23 protein-coding genes and 2 tRNA genes are annotated in these 20,799 nt (G+C 54.0%); 14 read left to right on the top strand and 11 right to left on the bottom strand.

All coding sequences use genetic code 11. The features are described from left to right. Positions 1–227 precede the first annotated feature (227 nt). Positions 228–1,016 (top strand): phosphate starvation-inducible protein PhoH, encoded by a 789-nt coding sequence (gene phoH, locus DD606_RS11230; protein ID WP_003858070.1) that lies wholly within the window; start codon positions 228–230, stop codon positions 1,014–1,016. Positions 1,017–1,491: 475 nt separating this feature from the next. Here phoH and DD606_RS11220 read toward each other — a convergent pair. From DD606_RS11220 to DD606_RS11210, 3 genes are all read right to left on the bottom strand, one after another. Beyond that, a tRNA-Ser gene (locus tag DD606_RS11220) sits at positions 1,492–1,579 on the bottom strand. Positions 1,580–1,716: 137 nt separating this feature from the next. Further along, positions 1,717–2,394, bottom strand: a complete 678-nt coding sequence (locus DD606_RS11215; protein WP_058659640.1) for an isochorismatase family protein — start codon at positions 2,392–2,394, stop codon at positions 1,717–1,719. Positions 2,395–2,413: 19 nt separating this feature from the next. Next, the gene (locus DD606_RS11210) at positions 2,414–3,274 is read right to left on the bottom strand and encodes a pirin family protein (protein WP_032608986.1); all 861 of its coding nucleotides are present in this window, start codon (positions 3,272–3,274) and stop codon (positions 2,414–2,416) included. A gap of 109 nt (positions 3,275–3,383) precedes the next feature. Here DD606_RS11210 and DD606_RS11205 point away from each other — a divergent pair, with 109 nt between their 5' ends. Beyond that, positions 3,384–4,289: a LysR family transcriptional regulator gene (locus DD606_RS11205; RefSeq protein WP_129258637.1), complete on the top strand. Its 906-nt coding sequence runs from the start codon at positions 3,384–3,386 to the stop codon at positions 4,287–4,289. A gap of 131 nt (positions 4,290–4,420) precedes the next feature. On the opposite strand, the gene DD606_RS11200 is transcribed toward DD606_RS11205, so the two are convergent. Next, positions 4,421–4,508: transfer RNA gene (locus DD606_RS11200), tRNA-Ser, on the bottom strand. A 229-nt stretch (positions 4,509–4,737) separates the two neighbouring features. Between DD606_RS11200 and ghrA the strand changes: the two genes are divergently transcribed. The 4 genes from ghrA (at position 4,738) to DD606_RS11180 (ending at position 7,651) form a co-directional block, all read left to right on the top strand. Then, positions 4,738–5,676 (top strand): glyoxylate/hydroxypyruvate reductase GhrA, encoded by a 939-nt coding sequence (ghrA, locus tag DD606_RS11195; RefSeq protein ID WP_023315795.1) that lies wholly within the window; start codon positions 4,738–4,740, stop codon positions 5,674–5,676. Positions 5,677–5,760: 84 nt separating this feature from the next. Beyond that, positions 5,761–6,498, top strand: a complete 738-nt coding sequence (locus tag DD606_RS11190) for a phosphatase (protein ID WP_129258635.1) — start codon at positions 5,761–5,763, stop codon at positions 6,496–6,498. A 19-nt stretch (positions 6,499–6,517) separates the two neighbouring features. After that, positions 6,518–7,072 carry a molecular chaperone gene (locus tag DD606_RS11185; protein ID WP_063869308.1) on the top strand — a complete coding sequence of 185 codons (555 nt, stop codon included), beginning with the start codon at positions 6,518–6,520 and terminating at the stop codon, positions 7,070–7,072. A gap of 96 nt (positions 7,073–7,168) precedes the next feature. After that, positions 7,169–7,651 carry a DUF1097 domain-containing protein gene (locus DD606_RS11180; protein ID WP_219824222.1) on the top strand — a complete coding sequence of 161 codons (483 nt, stop codon included), beginning with the start codon at positions 7,169–7,171 and terminating at the stop codon, positions 7,649–7,651. A 43-nt stretch (positions 7,652–7,694) separates the two neighbouring features. Here the strand turns inward: DD606_RS11180 and csgG are convergent, their stop codons facing one another. The 4 genes from csgG to csgD are packed head-to-tail and all read right to left on the bottom strand — an operon-like array spanning position 7,695 to position 10,042. Then, complete coding sequence (csgG, locus tag DD606_RS11175; protein ID WP_003858055.1) at positions 7,695–8,528, bottom strand: curli production assembly/transport protein CsgG; 834 nt, start codon at positions 8,526–8,528, stop codon at positions 7,695–7,697. 26 nt (positions 8,529–8,554) lie between these two features. Then, complete coding sequence (gene csgF, locus DD606_RS11170; RefSeq protein WP_003858054.1) at positions 8,555–8,971, bottom strand: curli production assembly/transport protein CsgF; 417 nt, start codon at positions 8,969–8,971, stop codon at positions 8,555–8,557. Between the two features lie 26 nt (positions 8,972–8,997). After that, positions 8,998–9,387 (bottom strand): curli production assembly/transport protein CsgE, encoded by a 390-nt coding sequence (gene csgE, locus DD606_RS11165; protein WP_003858052.1) that lies wholly within the window; start codon positions 9,385–9,387, stop codon positions 8,998–9,000. 4 nt (positions 9,388–9,391) lie between these two features. Continuing rightward, complete coding sequence (gene csgD, locus DD606_RS11160) at positions 9,392–10,042, bottom strand: biofilm master transcriptional regulator CsgD (protein WP_003858049.1); 651 nt, start codon at positions 10,040–10,042, stop codon at positions 9,392–9,394. Positions 10,043–10,785: 743 nt separating this feature from the next. On the opposite strand from csgD, the gene csgB reads away from it, so the two are divergent. From csgB to ymdB, 5 genes are all read left to right on the top strand, one after another. Continuing rightward, entirely contained in the window at positions 10,786–11,241 is a 456-nt protein-coding gene (gene csgB / locus DD606_RS11155; protein WP_023315797.1) for a curli minor subunit CsgB, read from the top strand. A 39-nt stretch (positions 11,242–11,280) separates the two neighbouring features. Further along, positions 11,281–11,736, top strand: coding sequence for a curli major subunit CsgA (csgA, locus tag DD606_RS11150; protein ID WP_003858043.1), 456 nt, complete (start codon positions 11,281–11,283; stop codon positions 11,734–11,736). A 56-nt stretch (positions 11,737–11,792) separates the two neighbouring features. Continuing rightward, positions 11,793–12,125, top strand: a complete 333-nt coding sequence (gene csgC / locus DD606_RS11145; protein WP_003858040.1) for a curli assembly chaperone CsgC — start codon at positions 11,793–11,795, stop codon at positions 12,123–12,125. A gap of 153 nt (positions 12,126–12,278) precedes the next feature. After that, positions 12,279–12,599 (top strand): type 1 fimbrial protein, encoded by a 321-nt coding sequence (locus DD606_RS11140; RefSeq protein WP_003858038.1) that lies wholly within the window; start codon positions 12,279–12,281, stop codon positions 12,597–12,599. Between the two features lie 80 nt (positions 12,600–12,679). Continuing rightward, the gene (ymdB, locus tag DD606_RS11135; protein ID WP_045350131.1) at positions 12,680–13,216 is read left to right on the top strand and encodes an O-acetyl-ADP-ribose deacetylase; all 537 of its coding nucleotides are present in this window, start codon (positions 12,680–12,682) and stop codon (positions 13,214–13,216) included. Positions 13,217–13,257: 41 nt separating this feature from the next. Here the strand turns inward: ymdB and mdoC are convergent, their stop codons facing one another. Continuing rightward, the gene (gene mdoC / locus DD606_RS11130) at positions 13,258–14,397 is read right to left on the bottom strand and encodes a glucans biosynthesis protein MdoC (protein WP_023315799.1); all 1,140 of its coding nucleotides are present in this window, start codon (positions 14,395–14,397) and stop codon (positions 13,258–13,260) included. Between the two features lie 255 nt (positions 14,398–14,652). Between mdoC and mdoG the strand changes: the two genes are divergently transcribed. The 3 genes from mdoG (at position 14,653) to DD606_RS11110 (ending at position 19,039) form a co-directional block, all read left to right on the top strand. Beyond that, complete coding sequence (gene mdoG, locus DD606_RS11120) at positions 14,653–16,206, top strand: glucans biosynthesis protein MdoG (protein WP_032608994.1); 1,554 nt, start codon at positions 14,653–14,655, stop codon at positions 16,204–16,206. Then, entirely contained in the window at positions 16,199–18,727 is a 2,529-nt protein-coding gene (mdoH, locus tag DD606_RS11115) for a glucans biosynthesis glucosyltransferase MdoH (RefSeq protein WP_003858032.1), read from the top strand. The genes mdoG and mdoH overlap by 8 nt, the downstream gene beginning before the upstream one ends. Positions 18,728–18,811: 84 nt before the next feature. Beyond that, positions 18,812–19,039, top strand: coding sequence for a YceK/YidQ family lipoprotein (locus DD606_RS11110; RefSeq protein WP_003858030.1), 228 nt, complete (start codon positions 18,812–18,814; stop codon positions 19,037–19,039). Positions 19,040–19,046: 7 nt separating this feature from the next. Here the strand turns inward: DD606_RS11110 and DD606_RS11105 are convergent, their stop codons facing one another. Continuing rightward, positions 19,047–19,421, bottom strand: coding sequence for a MysB family protein (locus DD606_RS11105; protein ID WP_003858026.1), 375 nt, complete (start codon positions 19,419–19,421; stop codon positions 19,047–19,049). 79 nt (positions 19,422–19,500) lie between these two features. Next, the gene (gene mdtG, locus DD606_RS11100) at positions 19,501–20,736 is read right to left on the bottom strand and encodes a multidrug efflux MFS transporter MdtG (RefSeq protein ID WP_045345705.1); all 1,236 of its coding nucleotides are present in this window, start codon (positions 20,734–20,736) and stop codon (positions 19,501–19,503) included. Between the last annotated feature and the right edge of the window lie 63 nt (positions 20,737–20,799).

Below are 20,799 nucleotides of genomic sequence, written 5' to 3'. Positions count from 1 at the left end.
GGCGCGGAGGCTCAGACTCCGGCAGCGATTTCTTCACCACCAAATTCTCTCCTTCACCTCAACAACCTTTTTCTACCGACGTGCATAACGGTGCGCGTAGCCGTTGTATATCGTCATCCGGTAATGCAAGCAATGGCTTACAAGGAAGCCAACCCTCTGATGTTCGTGCGCATAATCGTGCCGATGCTGGCGCGTGTGATGAATACCAACAACTCAAGGTGCTATCCATGGGAAGACAGAAAGCAGTGATCAAAGCTCGTCGCGAAGCAAAACGTGTGCTGAGACGGGATTCACGTAGTCATAAACAGCGTGAAGAAGAATCGGTCACCTCGCTTGTGCAGATGAGCGGCGTAGAATCGATTGGCATGGCGCGGGACAGCCGCGATGCATCGCCAATTGTGGCGCGAAATGAAGCTCAGGCGCACTACCTGAATGCTATCGAGAGTAAACAGCTCATCTTTGCAACCGGGGAAGCCGGATGCGGGAAAACCTGGATCAGCGCCGCCAAAGCGGCGGAGGCGCTGATTCATAAGGACGTGGAAAGGATCATCGTTACCCGTCCGGTACTGCAAGCGGATGAAGATCTGGGCTTCCTGCCCGGCGATATTTCCGAGAAGTTTGCCCCGTACTTCAGGCCCGTCTATGACGTGCTGGTGAAGCGGTTGGGCGCTTCCTTTATGCAGTACTGCCTGCGACCAGAGATTGGCAAGGTGGAAATCGCGCCGTTCGCCTATATGCGCGGACGTACATTTGAAAATGCGGTCGTTATTCTTGACGAGGCTCAGAACGTGACCGCTGCGCAAATGAAGATGTTTTTAACGCGCCTCGGGGAGAACGTGACGGTGATCGTCAACGGCGATATTACCCAGTGTGACCTGCCGTCGGGCGTGAAGTCCGGCCTGAGCGATGCCATGTCACGTTTTGAGGAAGATGAGATGATAGGGGTGGTCCGCTTCACAAAAGAGGACTGCGTCCGCTCGGCGCTCTGCCAGCGCACGCTACAAGCGTATTATTGAATATGCTGTTGTGTTCAAGGCCCGGGAAACCGGGCTTTGTTTTTTGTGCATTTTATCCCCTCTTCCCTGGGGAGAGGGTTAGGGTGAGGGGCTCAGGCCGCACCGAGCTGCATATAGCACCGGGGGGATTGACTCGCTGCGCTCGCCCTGCGGGCAGCCTGTTCGCTACGTTCTCAGTCTGTCCAACTGGCTGCGCCAGTTGTCGAACCCCGGTCGGGGGTTCTCATTCCCCCCAAAGGCGTACAACATGCGAAAAAAAAGCCCGTATTTTCATGCGAGCTCTTCTTCAAATATGGCGGTGAGGGGGGGATTGACTCGCTGCGCTCGCCCTGCGGGCAGCCTGTTCGCTACGCTCTCAGTCTGTCCAACTGGCTGCGCCAGTTGTCGAACCCCGGTCGGGGGCTCTCATTCCCCCCAAAGGCGTACAACATGCGAAAAAAAAGCCCGCATTTTCATGCGAGCTCTTCTTCAAATATGGCGGTGAGGGGGGGATTCGAACCCCCGATACGTTGCCGTATACACACTTTCCAGGCGTGCTCCTTCAGCCACTCGGACACCTCACCATATTGTTTTGCTGCCTGACCGCTTGGGGGGCAACGGGGCGCTACTATAGGGAGTTGCGCTAAAACGGTCAAGCAGATTTTCAGCATTCGTGCTTGTTCGGTTAAGCCTTAATCAGCTTATGTCGCAGCGCGCAGGATTAACGCTGCGAATCGAGCACTTCGCTATTTTTCACCACGTCCTGCGCTTTGCTGTAGCTTTCGATCAGCAGCTGGTAGACAGGGAAGATGTGTGTGTACACCTCTGCCCATTCACCCGCATCTTCACGGTTCCACGTGCGCTGAATTTCGGAAGCAACGGCTGCCGTGTCCATCGGCACCACGCCTGCCTGCACCACGCGCGCCAGGGTGATCTCCTGCGCCATTTTGCTGTAGGTGCCGGAGGCATCAATCACCGCAAACACTTTATATCCGTCCGCCACCGCGCTGATGGACGGGAAGGCCATGCAGACGCTGGTGATCGTCCCCGCGATAATCAGCGTTTTGCGCCCGGTGGCTTTCACCGCCGCCACGAACTCCGGGTTATCCCAGGCGTTGATCTCACCCTTGCGTGCCACATACTGTGCGTGCGGCGCGTTGGCGTGGATCTCCGGGATAAGCGGGCCGTTCGGTCCCTGTGGAACCGACGCCGTGGTGATCACCGGGATCTTCGCCAGCGAGGCGATTTTTGCCAGCGCTGCTGCACGGGCGCGCAGCTCAGGCATTGGCATGTCTCCTACGGTCTGGAACAGCCCGCTCTGGTGATCGATAAGCAGCATAACGGCATCGTTTACGTCAATAACGGGACGTGCACCGTTGAAGTTTGCAGGGGTAGACATAATGCGCTCCTTATTACGTTTAGATTTGGCCAAAGCGGCCGGAGTTGAAATCGCGAATAGCCTCGGCAATTTCGGTTTTACTGTTCATCACAAACGGGCCATAGCCCACGATGGGTTCATTCAGCGGCTCCCCGGCCATCAGCAGCACTTTGGCATCGCTGCTGGCTTCGAGATGCAGTTTGTCACCGCTCTGGCTCAGCACGACCAGTTGCGCCTCACCGGCAGGCGTGGTGCCGTTCACCGTCACGCTGCCTTCAACGACAACCAGCGCCGTGCTCCAGCCTTCGGGCTGATTAAGCGTCAGGTGGCTACCCTGATGCAGCGCGAGATCCCACACGTTCAGCGGTGAGAAGGTATGCGCCGGGCCGGTTACCTCTCCAAAGCGGCCAGCAATCACACGCAATGTTCCGCTGTTATCCGGCAGGGTGACCACCGGGATATCCGCCTGAGTGATGCTCTGGTAGCCAGGCGTCGCCATTTTGTCCCTGGCGGGCAGGTTGACCCACAGCTGCATCATTTTCAGTTCACCGCCTTTCTGCGAAAACGCGCTGGAGTGGAACTCCTCGTGCAAAATGCCTGCGCCCGCCGTCATCCACTGCACGTCACCTGGACCAATAACGCCGCCTCTGCCGGTTGAATCACGGTGCTCCACTTCGCCTGAGTAGACGATGGTCACCGTTTCAAAACCGCGATGAGGATGCTCGCCCACGCCGCGTTTCGCGCCATCCGCCGGGAAGGTATGCGGTCCGGCGTAGTCCAGCAGCAGGAACGGGCTCAGGGGCTCGCCATGCGTCTGGTAAGAAAACATCGAACGAACCGGAAAACCGTCACCGACCCAGTGCGGACGAGGTGCGGTATACACGCCTGTTACGTTTTTCATGATTAACTCCTGATGTCCTGTTGATGGAATTAGCTTATATTCAGGGTTAATATCCCGGTAGATAGCAAAAATGACATTCACTGTTCCTTAAATGGAACAATGGAGGCGTATGCAGGACCTCAATGATTTCGTATGGTTTGTGAAGGTGGTGGAGCATGGCGGCTTTGCAGCGGCGGGTCGGGCGCTCGATCAGCCTAAGTCGAAACTGAGCCGTCGGATTGCGCAGCTGGAGGAACGCCTGGGGGTTCGGTTGATACAACGTACCACGCGGCAGTTTGCGGTGACGGAGGTGGGGCAGACATTCTATCAGCACTGTAAAGCTATGCTGGTGGAGGCTGAAGCTGCGGAGGAGGCGGTGGCTGCTTTACAGGCTGAGCCGCGTGGTATGGTCCGGATCACCTGTCCTGTCACCTTGCTGCACGTTCACGTGGGGCCCATGCTGGCGCGGTTTATGGCGCGCTATCCGGGGATCAACCTTCAGCTCGAAGCCACCAACCGCCGGGTCGATCTGGTGGCGGAGGGGGTGGATGTGGCGATCCGCGTTCGTCCGCGCCCGTTTGATGACAGCGATCTGGTATTAAGGGTGCTGGCGGACAGGGGACACTGTCTGGTTGCCGGGCCGGCACTGATTGAACGGATGGGCAACCCGGCGATGCCCTCTGAACTCAGCGAGTGGCCGGGGTTAAGTATGGGGGCGTGCAAGCACCTGCATAAGTGGGAATTGAACGGTCCGGAGGGCGCAAAGGCAGAAATTCACTTCACGCCGCGCCTGGTGACTACCGACATGCTGGCGCTGCGGGAGGCAGCGATGGCGGGCGTGGGCGTGGTACAGCTGCCCATTTTGATGGTGAAGGATCAGCTGGCTTCAGGTGAACTTGTTCGGGTGCTGAATGCCTGGGAACCCAGACGGGAAGTGATCCATGCGGTGTATCCTTCCCGGCGCGGCCTGCTGCCATCGGTCAGGACGCTGGTGGATTTTCTCACCGAAGAGTATGCAAAGATGGTTGAAGACTAGCTTTTTGTAGGTCGGGTAAGCGTAGCGCCACCCGACACAATTACCGCAGGGGCTGCAAAGTTCGAATCCCCCACAGGCGTGCAACATGTGAAAAAAAAGCCCGCATTTTCATGCGAGCTCTTTTTCAAATATGGCGGTGAGGGGGGGATTCGAACCCCCGATACGTTGCCGTATACACACTTTCCAGGCGTGCTCCTTCAGCCACTCGGACACCTCACCATATTGTCATCCCGTTGTTGTCGGGACGGGCGCTAATGTAAGTAAAAGCCGTACTGCCGTCAACCCACTTTTTCAGTAATTTAGCGTGTTTAGACAAACTTCAGGCAACCTGATTCCGAAATGTGCGAAATGCGCCTCTTTTATCAGCAACGCGGTTTAGCAATAAATTTGTTATGCTGGCAAGCCAGTTGAAAATGAAAATAAAACAGTGCAATAAAAGGCAATGACTATGGATATTATCTTCTATCACCCCACTTTTGATACGGCTTACTGGATTAATGCGCTTACGGCGGCACTGCCTGGCTCACGCGTTCGCGAATGGAAACAGGGCGATAATGAACATGCCGACTACGCGCTGGTCTGGCATCCCCCGGTCGAAATGCTTCAGGGACGCCGTTTGAAGGCGGTATTTGCTCTTGGTGCGGGGGTGGATTCCATTCTCAGTAAGCTGAAGGCACACCCTGAAATGCTGCCGGAAGATATTCCCCTGTTTCGTCTGGAAGATACCGGTATGGGGCAGCAGATGCAGGAATATGCCGTGAGCCAGGTGCTGCACTGGTTCCGCCGTTTCGACGATTATCAGGCGTTTAAACAGCAATCCCACTGGGAACCGCTTCCGGATTATCAGCGTGAAGATTTCACCATCGGCATCCTCGGCGCGGGTGTACTGGGTTCGAAAGTCGCCGAAGCGCTCGCACCGTGGGGCTTCCCACTGCGCTGCTGGAGCCGGAGCCGTAAGGAGTATCCGGGCGTCGAGAGCTTTGCCGGAACGGACGAACTCCCGGCGTTCCTGAAAGGGACTCGCGTCCTCATTAACCTGCTGCCGAATACGGCGGAAACGGTCGGCATTATCAATGGCACGCTCCTCAACCAGTTGGCAGAAGACAGCTACTTAATGAACCTGGCGCGCGGGGTACACGTTGTGGAAGACGATCTGCTGAAAGCGCTGGATAGCGGTAAACTGAAAGGCGCAATGCTGGATGTGTATAGCCGCGAACCGCTGCCAAAAGACAGCCCGCTCTGGGCACATCCGCGCGTGGCGATGACGCCCCATATTGCGGCCGTGACGCGACCGGCGGAGGCCGTGGCGTACATCTCGCATACCATCAGCGAAATAGAGAAGGGCAACGCGGTGTCCGGACAGGTCGACAGACAGCGAGGCTACTGAGAGAAACCCGGCGTTCGCCGGGTTTTTGCTAATATTCGCCGCTGATAACTGCTATCCTTTGGAAAAACCGCAGAGGAGAGAAAGATGTATCCCGTTGACCTGCATATGCACACCGTCGCCAGTACCCACGCTTACAGTAACCTCCATGATTATATCGCTCAGGCGAAGCTGAAAGGCATCAAACTGTTTGCGATAACCGATCACGGTCCGGATATGGCGGATGCGCCGCACTACTGGCATTTTGTGAATATGCGTATCTGGCCACGCCTGGTGGACGGTATTGGGATACTGCGCGGCATCGAAGCGAACATCAAAAATACCGACGGTGAAATTGACTGCACCGGCCCGATGCTGACCTCTTTAGATCTGATCCTCGCTGGCTTCCATGAGCCGGTCTTTGCGCCCCAGGATAAAGAGACCAACACCGCAGCGATGATTGCCACTATTGCCAGCGGCAACGTGCACATTATCAGCCACCCGGGAAATCCGAAATACCCGATTGATATTCAGGCCGTGGCGCAGGCGGCAGCGAAGCACCGCGTGGCGCTGGAGATTAACAACTCCTCCTTTGTTCACTCGCGTAAGGGCAGTGAAGCCAACTGCCGCGAAGTGGCGGCGGCAGTGCGTGACGCGGGCGGAATGGTGGCGCTGGGCTCTGATTCACACACGGCCTTCACGCTGGGGGATTTCAGCGAGTGCCTGAAAATATTGCGGGACGTGAATTTCCCGGAAGAACAGATCCTGAACGTCACGCCGCGTCGTATGCTCGACTTCCTTGAGTCGCGCGGCATGGCGCCGATTGATGAATTTGCCTATCTTTAATTAATAACGGAATAAAAACATGAATGAGTTTTCCATCCTTTGCCGCGTGCTGGGCACCTTATATTACCGCCAGCCGCAGGATCCGCTGCTGGTTCCGCTGTTTACCCTGATTCGTGAAGGTAAACTGGCGCAGAGCTGGCCGCTGGAACAGGATGAATTGCTGGAACGCTTGCAAAAAAGCTGCGATATGCAGCAGATTTCAACGGATTACAACGCGCTGTTTGTGGGGGAAGAGTGTCGCGTGTCGCCGTATCGTTCTGCCTGGCAGGAAGGTGCGACCGAAGCGGAAGTTCGGGCGTTTCTTTCAGAACGCGGCATGCCGCTGACGGATATGCCTGCCGATCATATCGGTACCCTGCTGCTGGCGGCCTCCTGGATTGAAGATAATGCAGGTGATGATGAGAACGAGGCGATTGAAACCCTGTTCGAAACGTATCTGCTGCCGTGGGTTGGCACCTTCCTGGGTAAAGTTGAAGCCCACGCCACCTCGCCATTCTGGAGAACGCTGGCTCCGCTGACGCGTGACGCTATCGCTGCTATGTGGGACGAGCTGGAAGAAGAGAACGAAGGGTGACTTGAATCACAAAAATTCTGCAACGATACATTTCAACTTGCACGTAATGTGCTTCTGATCTCATTTATATGGTGCGCATCTGCTAAGATGCGCACCATGAACATATTACTTTGTATTGCAATCACGACTGGCATCCTCTCCGGCCTCTGGGGTTGGGTGGCTGTCTCTCTCGGCTTGTTGAGCTGGGCTGGTTTTCTTGGCTGCACGGCCTATTTCGCCTGCCCGCACGGTGGTCTCAAAGGGCTCTTTATTTCAGGCTGCACGTTACTGAGTGGCGTGGTCTGGGCGCTGGTCATTATGAAAGGCAGCGCGCTGGCGCCGCATCTGGAAATCCTGGGGTACGCCATGACCGGCATTGTGGCCTTCCTGATGTGCGTTCAGGCAAAACATCTGCTGTTGTCCTTTGTGCCCGGCACGTTCATGGGTGCCTGCGCGACCTTTGCAGGGCAGGGGGACTGGAAGCTGGTGGTCCCTTCGCTCATGCTGGGGTTACTGTTTGGCTACGCCATGAAGAACAGCGGCCTCTGGCTTGCGGCCCGACGCGAGAAGAGCCAGAGCGTTCCTGCGGTAAGTAAATAAAAAAAGGCGAGACGGAATTCTCGCCTTTTTTATGCGCCGTCGATTATGACTCTGGCGGCACCGACATCTCACGATATTTCACCAGCACCGCATTACTCACGTCACTTTTATTCTGAAGATCCCACAAGCCGCGATCGATACCGTCATTAATCAGGAAAATCACGCCGGTTTCGATGGCCGACATCAGACACAGCATGACCGGCTCGTTAGAGGTATAGCCAATTTCACCCTCCAGCAGACGCTGGTAATCGATAAAGCGGAATACCCCGGCCTGCACTTCATAAGAGAGAATCGTTTTGCTGGTGGTCACCGAGGATAATATCTCACCCGTGCTCACGTTAACCACGCGCAGGTTGACGGCAATCTGGTCCAGCTGATACTGCGTGTCGGCCCCGATGCCAAAGTAACGCGCACCCGCGCCACCCGATTTCACGTTACTTTCGTAGCCGATAATCGAGCCTTCCACCATGATATTGGCTGCGGTGAGAGACTGTAGCGGCATGCGGTTATTGACGCCAACGGTACCATTCTCCTGCGCGGCACGAATGATTTTTCGTTCGTTAAGCAGGTTTTGCAGCCCCTGACGTTCCAGCGGGATAAACCAGCGAGAATCTTTCAGGGCGGTAACCAGCATCGCGGTGGCGCTCTGCGGTACGGCTGTCGAGAAGTTACTGGCCGGATACGGTTTGAACTGACCCGTCTCATCCTGAATGTTATACACCGAGACGAATATCTTTCCGGTTGGGACCGGCAGATGTGTAAGATCCCGATAGCTCTGGGCACGAGGCATCAGGGTGGGTTTAGCGGCTTCTTTTGGCGGGGCAGTTAAACAACCGCTTAATAAGCACACTGCAACTAAAATAAAAAAGCGCTGCATAATAATTGTCCTTATTTCGGGGTTGTTTAGAAATCAGTTGAACTGGTCTGCAAACCGGAAACCTGGATTGTCGACGTTTTACCGGTTTTTCGGTCTGTCACATTTAACTGAAGCTGCCCGTCTTTATTGGCAATATCGACGATAAAGTCGTTAGTGACCATCCGGCCGGGTTTTCCGGTATTAATGTTAGTTAATAAGCCACCTAATATTTGCGACTGGATGGCCTGAGTAAAATTATCCAGGGCTGACGGGGTCTCGATACCGAAATCATCGTCATAGCTGGGGTCTTTATAGGAGTTTTGAGCCTGAGCCTGGTTAAGCATAAAGGCTCCGTTATTCGGGTTGCCGCCAAAATTAGGGTTGCGGAACTGGAATGTCATATTTCCGGCCCAGCTCAACGGCGCAATGAGCATTAACGAAATCACTGTGTGTGCGAGACGCATTACAGCCTCCGAAATAGGTATCGTTGTTAGAACTCATCTTTTGCTAAATCGCCTGTGCTCAAAAGGGCTTTGTCTAACTGTAGGCGGTTAATAGCTTCTTCTGTTTGTGCCAGCGCGAAAGCGACGTTCTGATCGAAGTCTCTTTTCGTTGGGAATAAAAAAGTCTGGTAAATAACGTCCTGATTAGCGGTTATTGTGATCCAGCTTCCCCACCGCGCACTGGGCCGTTCGTTGATGGTTAAGTTACCCGGATAATCGCTTTCCCACTTATCGCTGAAGGCACGATAAAAATCGTGTCCGACAGAGGTGACGGTGTGGTCGGTTAACAGTCCGGGAACTTCTACCTCAACAGCCTGAAGGTTTCCGGCAGCAAGCATAATGCCTGCGGCGGCAATCCAACTTAAGGTGCGTTTCATGCTATTAACGCCTGAGGTTATCGTTTGCCCACGACACCGCCTGCGTGCGATTTTTAACAGCTATCTTTTTGAAAAGATTATAAAGATGCGTCTTAACCGTATTTTCGCTGATAAATAACGAACGGGCGATTTCAATATTTGAAGCACCAATACGCAGTTTGTTCAGGATCTCTTTCTCACGGTGCGTCAGAAGGGCCGATTCCGAACTGTTATAGCGATAATTTCCGGAGTGGGTAATGAGGTAGCTGGCCAGTTTCTGCGAGAAATAACACTCCCCCCGCAATATGCCCTGCAAACCCTCCACGACACGGTTTTCTTCTTCAGTGACGTAAAACACGCCGTTAATATGCGGCCAGCTCTCAATTTCGCGGAAAGGATACTCATCAGGCGTATTTAATAACAATACGCGGATATTATTGTTTTTCCTGCTTAAATTATCTTGCCAGTAATGAATGAGTTTTTTATCCGCTTCCATCATATCGAGAAGAATGATGCTGCCAGAAGCGATATCATCAAAAGAACGTTGAATATTATGCAGTTTCCCGTTAAGAGACAGGCATTGCTTTAAATGCTGCAATAACGCTGTCGCTTGTAAGGAAGGTTTTGTGATCAACAATAATGTATGACCGGGTAAGCTATGGACTTCATTAAACATGATGAAACCCCACGTTATTTATGACACCCGGCAGTTGCCCTCGTATTATTGAAAAGGGCACCAGAGGTACTGACAGGTGTGGCACTGCTGTGTGTAGTTAAAAAACCTTCCTCCAAAGGAGGCGGTAAAATTAAAAACAAATAACGTACTGCTGTTTTCAATCTAGCTATTGCAAACTTTAAAGCAAGTGTTAATCGTGTAACAGAATGTAAAATTCGATATTAATTTGTGTATATTGCAGGGCTAATAGATTTTAAGATAAGGGGAAAGTTGTACATGTGTATAAACGTGCACAGATTTTAAAAACCATAAAGTATATTATAATGGGTTGAATTATTTGGCTTTGTATTATTCTAAGCCAGCCGGTAAAAAGTATGATCTCTGCTAAAAACATAAGACTTCCCTAAGCCAGAATTTTTTCTTAAGAAAACTTGCTTCGTGTCACGCGCGTGGCAAAGGGCATTGTCTTTTTTGTCTGAAGAAGCCGGTGCAGGTTGGACAGTCTGTCTCGCTGTTGTACAAGCGCAGGAAGACATTTTTGGTTTCTGCTTTAGGCGTGTATCCCGTCGTTTCAGGCGAGATTTACGACTTTGAGGTGAAGGAGAATATAAAAATAAGGCGCACGGGTGAGATATTAAACATGTTTCGGCAGACATACTCTTTTCCGTAACGCGGCGTTAACAAAACGAATCGCGTTAACGGAGCAAGAGATACTTTTTTATAGCCAGGTCCAGGGTGACAGCATGAAAAACAAAACGTTGTTTATGATGTTTACATTACTGGGTGCGCCTGGGTTTGTAATCGCAGGTGATTCAGATTTAGCCAGTTCTGAATATAATTTTGCGATAAATGAATTAAGTAAAGCTTCATACAATCAGGCAGCCATTATTGGTCAACAGGGTTCAGGAAATAATTCTGATGTACGCCAGGGCGGTTCTAAATTGCTGTCCGTTATTTCTCAGGAGGGCGGGAATAACCGCGCGAATGTTGATCAGTCAGGGACGTATAACCTTGCTTATATCGATCAGACCGGCAACGGCAACGATGCGAGTATTAAGCAGGGCGCTTTTGGCAACACCGCCATGATTATCCAGAAAGGCTCGGGTAACAGGGCGAATATAACGCAGTATGGTACGCAGAAAACAGCAGTTGTAGTACAGAGACAGTCGCAAATGGCTATTCGCGTTATTCAACGTTAGCGATGTGTGACGCCTTAATCAATCCGATGGGGGTTTACCATGAAACTTTTCAAAGTGGCAGTTATTGCAGCAATCGTAGTTTCTGGCAGTGCTTTCGCAGGTGCGGTACCACAATTTGGCGGCGGCCACGGTGGTGGCTGGGGTGGCGGCAATAACGGCCCTGACTCAACCCTGAGCATTTACCAGTACGGCGGCGGTAACTCCGCGCTTGCTTTGCAGACGGACGCCCGAGATTCTGAATTGACCATTACCCAGCATGGTGGTGGTAACGGCGCAGATGTTGGCCAGGGCTCTGATGACAGTTCTATCGATCTGCTGCAAAAAGGCTTTGGTAACAGCGCCACCATCGACCAGTGGAATAGCAAAGACTCTGTTATCAACGTGAAACAGTTCGGCGGCGGCAACGGCGCGGCGGTAGACCAGACAGCGTCCGGCTCAACGGTGACTGTGCACCAGGTTGGCTTTGGCAACAACGCGACCGCACACCAGTACTGATTCATTTCTGTACCAAAAAACAGGGCATGCGCCCTGTTTTTTTTCGGGAGGATCTCATGAGCACCTTCATTCTCCTTGCCGCGCTTGCCAGCCAGATAACGTTCAGCACCTCACAGCAGGCAAATATGACAACCATTATTCCTCAGGTCACGCTGGCAGACGCTTGCGAATGTCAGGTTGAGGTGTTATCTGTCCGACAGGGGCAGGGGGGACAAAGTACATCGCGGCAGAAAAATACTCTTTTTATACCCGCTAATCAGCCGATTGATTTAACGCGAATCAGTTTAAATATTCGCTCAGGGGATGCGGTAAAAATAATCGTCACCGTTTCCGATGGAAAATCGCTTCATTTATCACAGCAGTGGAACGCACCGGTAAGTGCGCTTTAATAATTCATGAAATCAATGATTTAATAAAGTGGCGGCGCTGCACAGGTAAGCTATGCTGATATCAAGAACCCAGTCATCGGGTTGCTTAAATTGATACTTCATAACGGAGCGTTTTTACCCCTCAAGGACGAATTTCATTGAGGAGTACAAATAATGTTCAAATCCGCAGCGTGTATTATTTCTGGTCTGGGACTGATCCTGTCCTCTTTTTTTTCTCCGGCTTATTCAGCAACTATAGAAAATGGTGGGGTGATTCATTTTCGTGGCGCGGTGGTCGCTGACCCGTGCGAAGTCACGCCCCGGCATCAGCAGTTTGCGATCTCCTGTCCGGAAAATAACCGTATGAAAACGCATACCATCAGTTATGACGAGGCGCTCCGGGGCCATCATCCTCATTCAGCTCTGGCCGCTGTCAGCATGAAATACCTGAATGAACAGAAAACGCTTGCGGTCGTTCAGGTGGATTACCGCTAACCGACGTTTTTTTCGCGGCAGTTTTTCTCCTTCTCCCTCTGCGATACACTGGTGAAAAAGGCGGGTTGCAGAGGGTGTTTATGAGACCGCAAATCGACGTTATTCATGGCGATATCACGACGGTGCGCGTTGACGTGACCGTCAACGCAGCCAATTCCTCCCTGATGGGTGGTGGCGGGGTGGACGGTGCCATTCACCGGGCCGCAGGCCCTCAACTCCTTGAAGCATGCAAAACCGTGCGTCAGCAGCAGGGAGAGTGCCCGCCGGGGCATGCTGTTATTACGCTTGCGGGCGATCTCCCGGCCAAAGCGGTGATCCATACCGTTGGACCCGTCTGGCACGGTGGCGACCGCCATGAGGCTGAGATTCTGGAGCAGGCGTATCGTAACTGCCTGCGGCTTGCGGCGGATAACGGGTATAAGACCATGGCGTTCCCCGCCATTAGCACCGGGGTGTTCGGCTATCCAAAGGAAGCGGCAGCTACGATCGCCGTGAATACCGTTTATCACTACCTTTCCCTCAAACCCATGCCGGAAAAAGTCATTTTTGTCTGTTTCGATGAGCACACCGCCGACCTGTATCAGCGGATTTTGACCGCGCGCAGCCAGGCATTTTGATGTCTGAAGTGCAAAAACGGCGCCCTGGAGGCGCCGTTTTGTTATCCCGCTTTAACCTGAGGTTTGCCTGAGAACAGGAAACGCAAAAGCGGGATCCGCAGGTGGATTTCATACAACACGATGGCAATGCCAACCACAAAGACCAGGCCGGTGAAGAAGCCCAGCGCATTCGAGGCGATATGCGGCGTAATGTACGCCCCGAAAAACAGCGTCAGCGGATGGTGAACCAGGTAGATAAACAGCGAAGCATTAACGAAATAGGTGACGCGACTGGATTTAAAATTCAGCAGACGATGGCCAAGGGCGAACACCACGTTCACCATCCACAGGCCCATCAGCATCGTTATAACGCTCTCTGTTTCATACATCCACGCGTCCCCGCTGCCATAGCGCTGATTGAGAAGATAGGCGGCAAAGGCCAGCGCAGCACCCACCGCACACCAGGGGGAGGGGGTGGTAAACAGCGCTTTAAGCCGGGGATGAATAAATGCCAGCGCCCCAATCAGGAAGAAGGGAATGTAGAACAGGGTCTGCATCACCACGAAATTAAACAGCCCATCGCTCAGAATGGGAGGGTAGACAATGAGCAGGGTACGCCTGATGGCGGCATACGCGACCCCCAGCGCAAGAAACAGCAGCGACAGCTTGCCCAGGGTGATGTTGGCGAAGAAGGTCGAGGATGTGGTGCTCGCGCGCTGACGCAGCTGGCTGAAGATCAGCAAACTCACCGTGGTTAGCACCACCAGTACCAGCAGGAACCAGAGGTGGGAAATAAGCTCCCAGACCAGGGTGTTGTATTTCTCATAGAAGGAGAGATTCGGCCAGTTTTCCGCCTTGCCTTTAACATGCTGCAACATGATGAACTGCGGCAGCGTCAGCAGCGGAATGGCCGTCAACATCGGTATGCCCACGCGCTCCACGCGCACTTTCCACCATCGCTTGAGGGGATAGCGCAAGAAGAGCATGTAAGAGAAATAACCGGAAATAACAAAAAACACCTGCATGCGGAAGGCATGGATAAAATCATTAAACAGCGTCAGCCACCAGGAGGGCATCTGGCTGTTCACGTGCCAGGTGTGGCTGGAATAGATCAGTGAAATATGAAAAGGGATCCCCAATAGCATGAGCCATGCGCGGATCGAGTCGAGGAAATATTCACGTTGTACAGGGGTTGTGCTCATATAACTTTGCGCATTCTCAGACTTTTCGCCTTATCCCTAAGGCTCATAATGGTTACATTCGGAGCCAACCCTACACCAAGACCGACACCCTGTCTCCAGGATAAGCACGCAAAGTGAAAAGCGGGTTCTTTCATTTGCTTAATCCATGAGCCAGCGAGCTGAACAAAGCAGTGATAATGTTGTCGGATTGCCTGAGTTTCCATTAAAATGGATCGGATCGATATAAGCACACAAAGGGGGAAGTGCTTACTTATTATGAAACATAAACCACAAATGATGAAAATGCGTTGGTTGGGTGTAGCAGTGCTGTTGTCACTGTATACCTCATCTGCACTGGCCTTTAACATCGATGATGTCGCAAAACAGGCAAAATCGATGGCGGGCAAGAGCTACGAAGCGCCAAAAAGTAACCTGCCCTCCGTTTTCCGCGACATGAAATACGCGGACTATCAGCAGATCCAGTTCAATCACGATAAAGCGTACTGGAACAATATTAAAACCCCGTTCAAGCTTGAATTTTACCACCAGGGTATGTACTTCGACACGCCAGTTGCCATCAATGAAGTGACGGCGACCGCGGTACGCAAAATCAAGTACAGCCCGGATTACTTCAATTTTGGCGATGTGCAACACGATAAAGACACGGTGAAAGACCTCGGCTTCGCAGGCTTCAAGGTGCTTTATCCGATTAACAGCAAAGATAAAAACGATGAAATCGTCAGCATGCTTGGCGCCAGCTACTTCCGCGTGATTGGCGCGGGGCAGGTGTACGGGCTTTCTGCGCGCGGTCTGGCAATTGATACCGCGCTGCCATCAGGTGAAGAATTTCCACGTTTTCGCGAGTTCTGGATCGAACGTCCAAAACCAACCGACAAACGTCTGACAATTTATGCGCTGCTGGACTCCCCTCGTGCGACCGGCGCTTATCGCTTCGTGATCATGCCAGGGCGTGACACGGTGGTTGACGTGCAGTCTAAAGTTTACCTGCGCGATAAAGTGGGCAAACTGGGCGTCGCACCGCTGACCAGTATGTTCCTGTTTGGGCCGAACCAGCCATCTCCGGCGACCAATTTCCGTCCTGAACTGCATGATTCCAATGGCCTCTCCATCCATGCCGGTAACGGCGAGTGGATCTGGCGTCCGCTGAACAACCCGAAACACCTCGCGGTCAGCAGCTTTGCGATGGAAAACCCGCAGGGCTTTGGTCTGCTGCAACGTGGCCGTCAGTTCTCCCGCTTTGAAGATCTGGATGACCGCTACGATCTGCGCCCAAGCGCCTGGGTTACGCCGAAAGGCGACTGGGGTAAAGGTAAGGTTGAGCTGGTTGAAATTCCAACCAACGATGAAACCAACGATAACATCGTGGCGTACTGGACACCGGATCAGCTGCCTGAAGCCGGTAAAGAGATGAACTTCAAGTATGCGATTACCTTCAGCCGTGACGAAGACAAGTTGCACGCACCGGATAACGCGTATGTGATGCAGACGCGTCGTTCAACGGGTGATGTGAAGCAGTCCAACCTGATTCGTCAGCCGGATGGCACGCTGGCATTTATCGTGGACTTCGCCGGGCAGGATATGAAAAAACTGGCGCCGGATACTGCCGTGACGGCACAGGCCAGCATTGGCGATAACGGTGAAATCGTTGAAAACGCCGTGCGGTACAACCCGGTCACCAAAGGGTGGCGTTTGACCCTGCGCGTGAAGGTGAAGGATCCGAAACAGACCACTGAAATGCGCGCCGCGCTGGTCAGTAACGATAAGCCGCTGAGTGAAACCTGGAGCTATCAGCTACCTGCCAATGAATAATACATCTGAATATATTGATGCCATGCCGCTGACGGACATTGAAAAAGCGGCGCTCCCTGCGAGCGACATCCGCGCGGTTCACACCGCGCTGGATGGTGAACATCGTCATTTTTCCCGTGATGATGATACGCCGCTGGGGTCAGTGAAGGCACGTCTGGAGCAGGCATGGCCGGACTCGCTGGCAGAAGGGCAGTTAATCAAGGATGACGAAGGGCGTGACCAGCTACAGGCGATGCCGAAGGCCACGCGTTCCTCCATGTTCCCCGATCCGTGGCGCACCAACCCGGTGGGCCGCTTCTGGGATCGTCTGCGTGGGCGTGACGTGACACCGCGCTATCTGTCACGTCTGACCAAAGAACAGCAGGCCTCCGAGCAGAAATGGCGTACCGTAGGAACGATTCGTCGTTACATTCTGCTGCTGCTGACGCTGGCGCAGACGGTTGTCGCCACCTGGTACATGAAAACCATTCTGCCGTACCAGGGCTGGGCGTTGATTAACCCTGCTGACATGATTGGCCAGGATATCTGGGTCTCCTTCATGCAGCTGCTGCCGTATATTTTACAGAGCGGCATTCTTCTGCTGTTCGCGGTGCTGTTCTGTTGGGTCTCCGCCGGGTTCTGGACGGCGCTGATGGGCTTCCTGCAACTGCTGATGGGGCGTGACAAATACAGCATTTCCGCGTCGACGGTCGGGGATGAACCCCTCAATCCTGAGCACCGTACCGCGCTGATCATGCCTATCTGTAACGAAGACGTTGACCGCGTATTCGCCGGGCTGCGTGCCACCTGGGAGTCCGTGAAGGCGACCGGTAACGCGGCGCATTTCGACGTCTATATCCTGAGCGACAGCTACAACCCGGATATTTGCGTGGCAGAGCAAAAAGCCTGGATGGAGCTGATTGCCGAGGTGCAGGGGGAAGGGCAGATCTTCTACCGCCGTCGTCGTCGTCGTGTTAAGCGTAAGAGCGGGAACATTGATGACTTCTGTCGTCGCTGGGGTAACCAGTACAGCTACATGGTGGTTCTGGATGCGGACTCCGTGATGAGCGGCGACTGCCTGAGCGGGCTGGTCCGTCTGATGGAAGCCAACCCGAACGCGGGTATTATTCAGTCCTCGCCAAAAGCGTCAGGTATGGACACGCTGTATGCGCGCTGCCAGCAGTTTGCGACCCGCGTCTACGGGCCGCTGTTTACTGCCGGTCTGCACTTCTGGCAGCTGGGTGAATCTCACTACTGGGGCCACAACGCCATTATCCGCGTGAAGCCATTCATCGAGCACTGTGCCCTGGCGCCGCTGCCGGGTGAAGGGTCGTTTGCCGGGTCCATTCTGTCGCATGACTTTGTGGAAGCTGCTCTGATGCGTCGTGCAGGGTGGGGCGTCTGGATTGCCTACGATCTGCCTGGCTCGTATGAAGAGCTGCCGCCGAACCTGCTGGATGAGCTCAAACGCGACCGCCGCTGGTGTCACGGTAACCTGATGAACTTCCGCCTGTTCCTGGTGAAAGGGATGCACCCTGTTCACCGTGCGGTGTTCCTGACGGGCGTTATGTCCTATCTGTCTGCGCCGCTGTGGTTTATGTTCCTGGCACTCTCGACCGCGTTGCAGGTTGTGCATGCTCTGACGGAGCCGCAATACTTCCTGCAACCGCGCCAGCTGTTCCCGGTGTGGCCGCAGTGGCGTCCGGAGCTGGCGATTGCGCTGTTCGCGTCGACCATGGTGCTGCTGTTCCTGCCTAAGCTGCTCAGTATCATTCTGATCTGGTGCAAAGGTTCGAAGGAGTACGGTGGTTTCTGCCGCGTGACCCTTTCACTGCTGCTGGAAGTGCTGTTCTCGGTCCTGCTGGCGCCGGTGCGTATGCTGTTCCATACGGTGTTTGTGGTGAGCGCGTTCCTGGGATGGGAAGTGGTGTGGAATTCACCGCAGCGTGACGATGACTCTACGCCGTGGAGTGAGGCCTTTATGCGCCACGGCTCTCAGCTGCTGCTGGGCCTGGTGTGGGCCGTTGGTATGGCCTGGCTGGATCTGCGTTTCCTGTTCTGGCTGGCGCCAATCGTCTTCTCGCTGATCCTGTCGCCGTTTGTGTCGGTGATCTCCAGCCGTTCCACGGTGGGCCTGCGTACCAAACGCTGGAAGCTGTTCCTGATCCCGGAAGAGTATTCTCCGCCGCAGGTGCTGGTGGATACCGATACCTATCTGGAGCAGAACCGCAAACGCACGCTGGATGATGGCTTTATGCACGCCGTGTTTAACCCGTCATTCAACGCGCTGGCAACCGCGATGGCGACGGCGCGTCACCGCGCCAGCCAGGTGCTGGAGATCGCCCGCGATCGCCACGTTGAGCAGGCGCTGAACGAGACGCCAGAAAAGCTTAACCGCGACCGTCGTCTGGTGCTGTTGAGCGATCCGGTGACGATGGCACGGCTTCACTACCGCGTGTGGTCTTCTCCGGAGAGATACTCTTCGTGGGTGAACTACTATAAGGACGTTAAGCTGAATCCGCTGGCACTGAAGGCGAAGTAAGTTGTTAAGTAGGGCGGGTAAGCGAAGCGCCACCCGCCAAATGAAATACCGGCTTAATCGCCGGTATTTTTTTAGAGGTCAGACATGAAAGTAATCATTGTCGTCATGATGGCATGCCTGCTCAGCGGCTGCGGCAGCATTATCAGCCGCACCATCCCCGGGCAGGGCCACGGGAATCAATACTACCCCGGCGTACAGTGGGACGTTCGCGATTCCGCATGGCGCTATCTCACCGTACTCGATCTGCCGTTTTCGCTGATTTTCGACACGCTGCTGCTGCCCATTGATGCCAGTCACGGCCCTTACGAGTAACGGGAGCTCATCGCTCGTCCCATTCGTCCGCTGCGGCCTGACCCTCTTCGGTATCCAGCGGCGGTTCGAGCTGAAACTCGCCTTCGTCCCATTCGTGCAGCGTATTTTCTTCCAGCCACTCCTGACGTAACTCAATTTCGTCATAGTCGCCGTCGAATACCGCCTGTGCTCCTTCACCACTCAGTATCGGCAGACATTCACCATCTTCACCTTCATCAGCAAAGAATTCGGCCTGCCACATAATATCGCCGTCCTGTAGGACGTATTTTTGGATATTGAGTTGTTGCACGTCAGCATCTTCTTCCTCAATGCCGGGATTATCGGCGAGGAACTCTTCGCGAGCGGCATCAATTGCTTCTTCCAGCGTGGCGTACATGGTCATTGGTGTCTCCCTGTTTTTCGTGAAGGTATTCAGGGAAAGAATAGCTGATTATGTGATTTTGCAAGTATGAATGCGAAAATTAGCCGTCACGATGTTGTCTTATTCGCCCCGGGCGTAGCGCCCGGGATAAGCTGAGCCACGAATAAACGGCGTTGAACAGCACGACGCCTGCCGTCACGATAAAGACCGCCCGGAAACCGAAACTGGCTGAAATCCCCGCACCGACCAGCGGCCCGGTGACGTTACCCAGATCGCGAAACGACTGGTTATAGCTGAAAATACGACCGGCTATCTGGTTGGTGGAATTATAGACCAGCAGCGTCTGCACGGCCGGGAGCAGTGCGCCATCGGCAGCCCCCAGCAGGAAGCGCAGGACGCCGAGCTGCCAGGGAGACTGCACCATCGCCATGGGGATCAGCAGCAGGACGGAGACGATCAGGGCGCAGATCAGGATCTTTTCCGGGCCGATACGGTCTCCCAGCTTGCCGAGCCGCGGCGCGCTCATTAGCGCCGCCACGCCGGGAACAGAGGCGATCAGGCCGCTGATAAAGGCGATATTGCTGACGTTTCCCGCCAGATCGCGGACATAGAGCGTCAGAATAGGCGCGATTGAACCGGTGGCCACCTGGATAATCATGGTAGTCACAAACAGACTCAGCACCAGCTTTGGGTTTTTCAGCGAGGCCAGCACATCCCGGGCGTGCAGCATCTCTTTTTTGGCTACCGGCGTGAAATTCTCCCGGATACAGATAAGCGTCACCAGGAAGCAGAGGAACAGCACGCTGGCGGTAATGAAGAATACCGGCCGCAGTCCGTAGTGGTCGGCCAGCAGCCCGCCCGCCAGCGGGCCCAGCAGTGCGCCACTTACGCCGCCAGTGGAGAGCGTGCCCAACGCCCAGCCGCTTTTCTGGCGCGGGATTTGGGTGGCGATCAGGGCGTTGGCGTTAGGGATAAATCCCCCGAGCAGACCCAGGAGTGCGCGTAATATCAGGAACTGCCAGACGTTCTCCGCCATCCCCATCAGAAGCATAATGATCGCCATGCCGAGCGCGGAGCGCAGCAGCATAATTTTGCGGCCTTTGCGATCCGCCAGCCCACCCCAGAAAGGCGACGCAATGGCGGAGAACAGGAACGTAATGCTGAACACCAGGCCGGACCACATATTCAGGGCGCTATGTCCGGTGACGCCGAGCTGCTCAACGTAGAGGGGCAGGAAAGGCATCACCAGGCTAAAGGCGGCGCCAGTAAGAAAACAACCCAGCCACGCAACCGTCAGGTTACGTTTCCAGTTTATGGGAGCATCTGTGGGGGACATAACTATCCGCATAATGAGGTGCAGGGCACCGTGACCAGTGAGGTAATAAGCCTGCTAATTATG

The sequence above is a fragment of the Enterobacter cloacae complex sp. GF14B genome, from assembly GCF_004136805.1.
GTDB lineage: Bacteria > Pseudomonadota > Gammaproteobacteria > Enterobacterales > Enterobacteriaceae > Enterobacter > Enterobacter hormaechei_C.
This window is presented reverse-complemented; position numbering and strand designations above follow the sequence as displayed.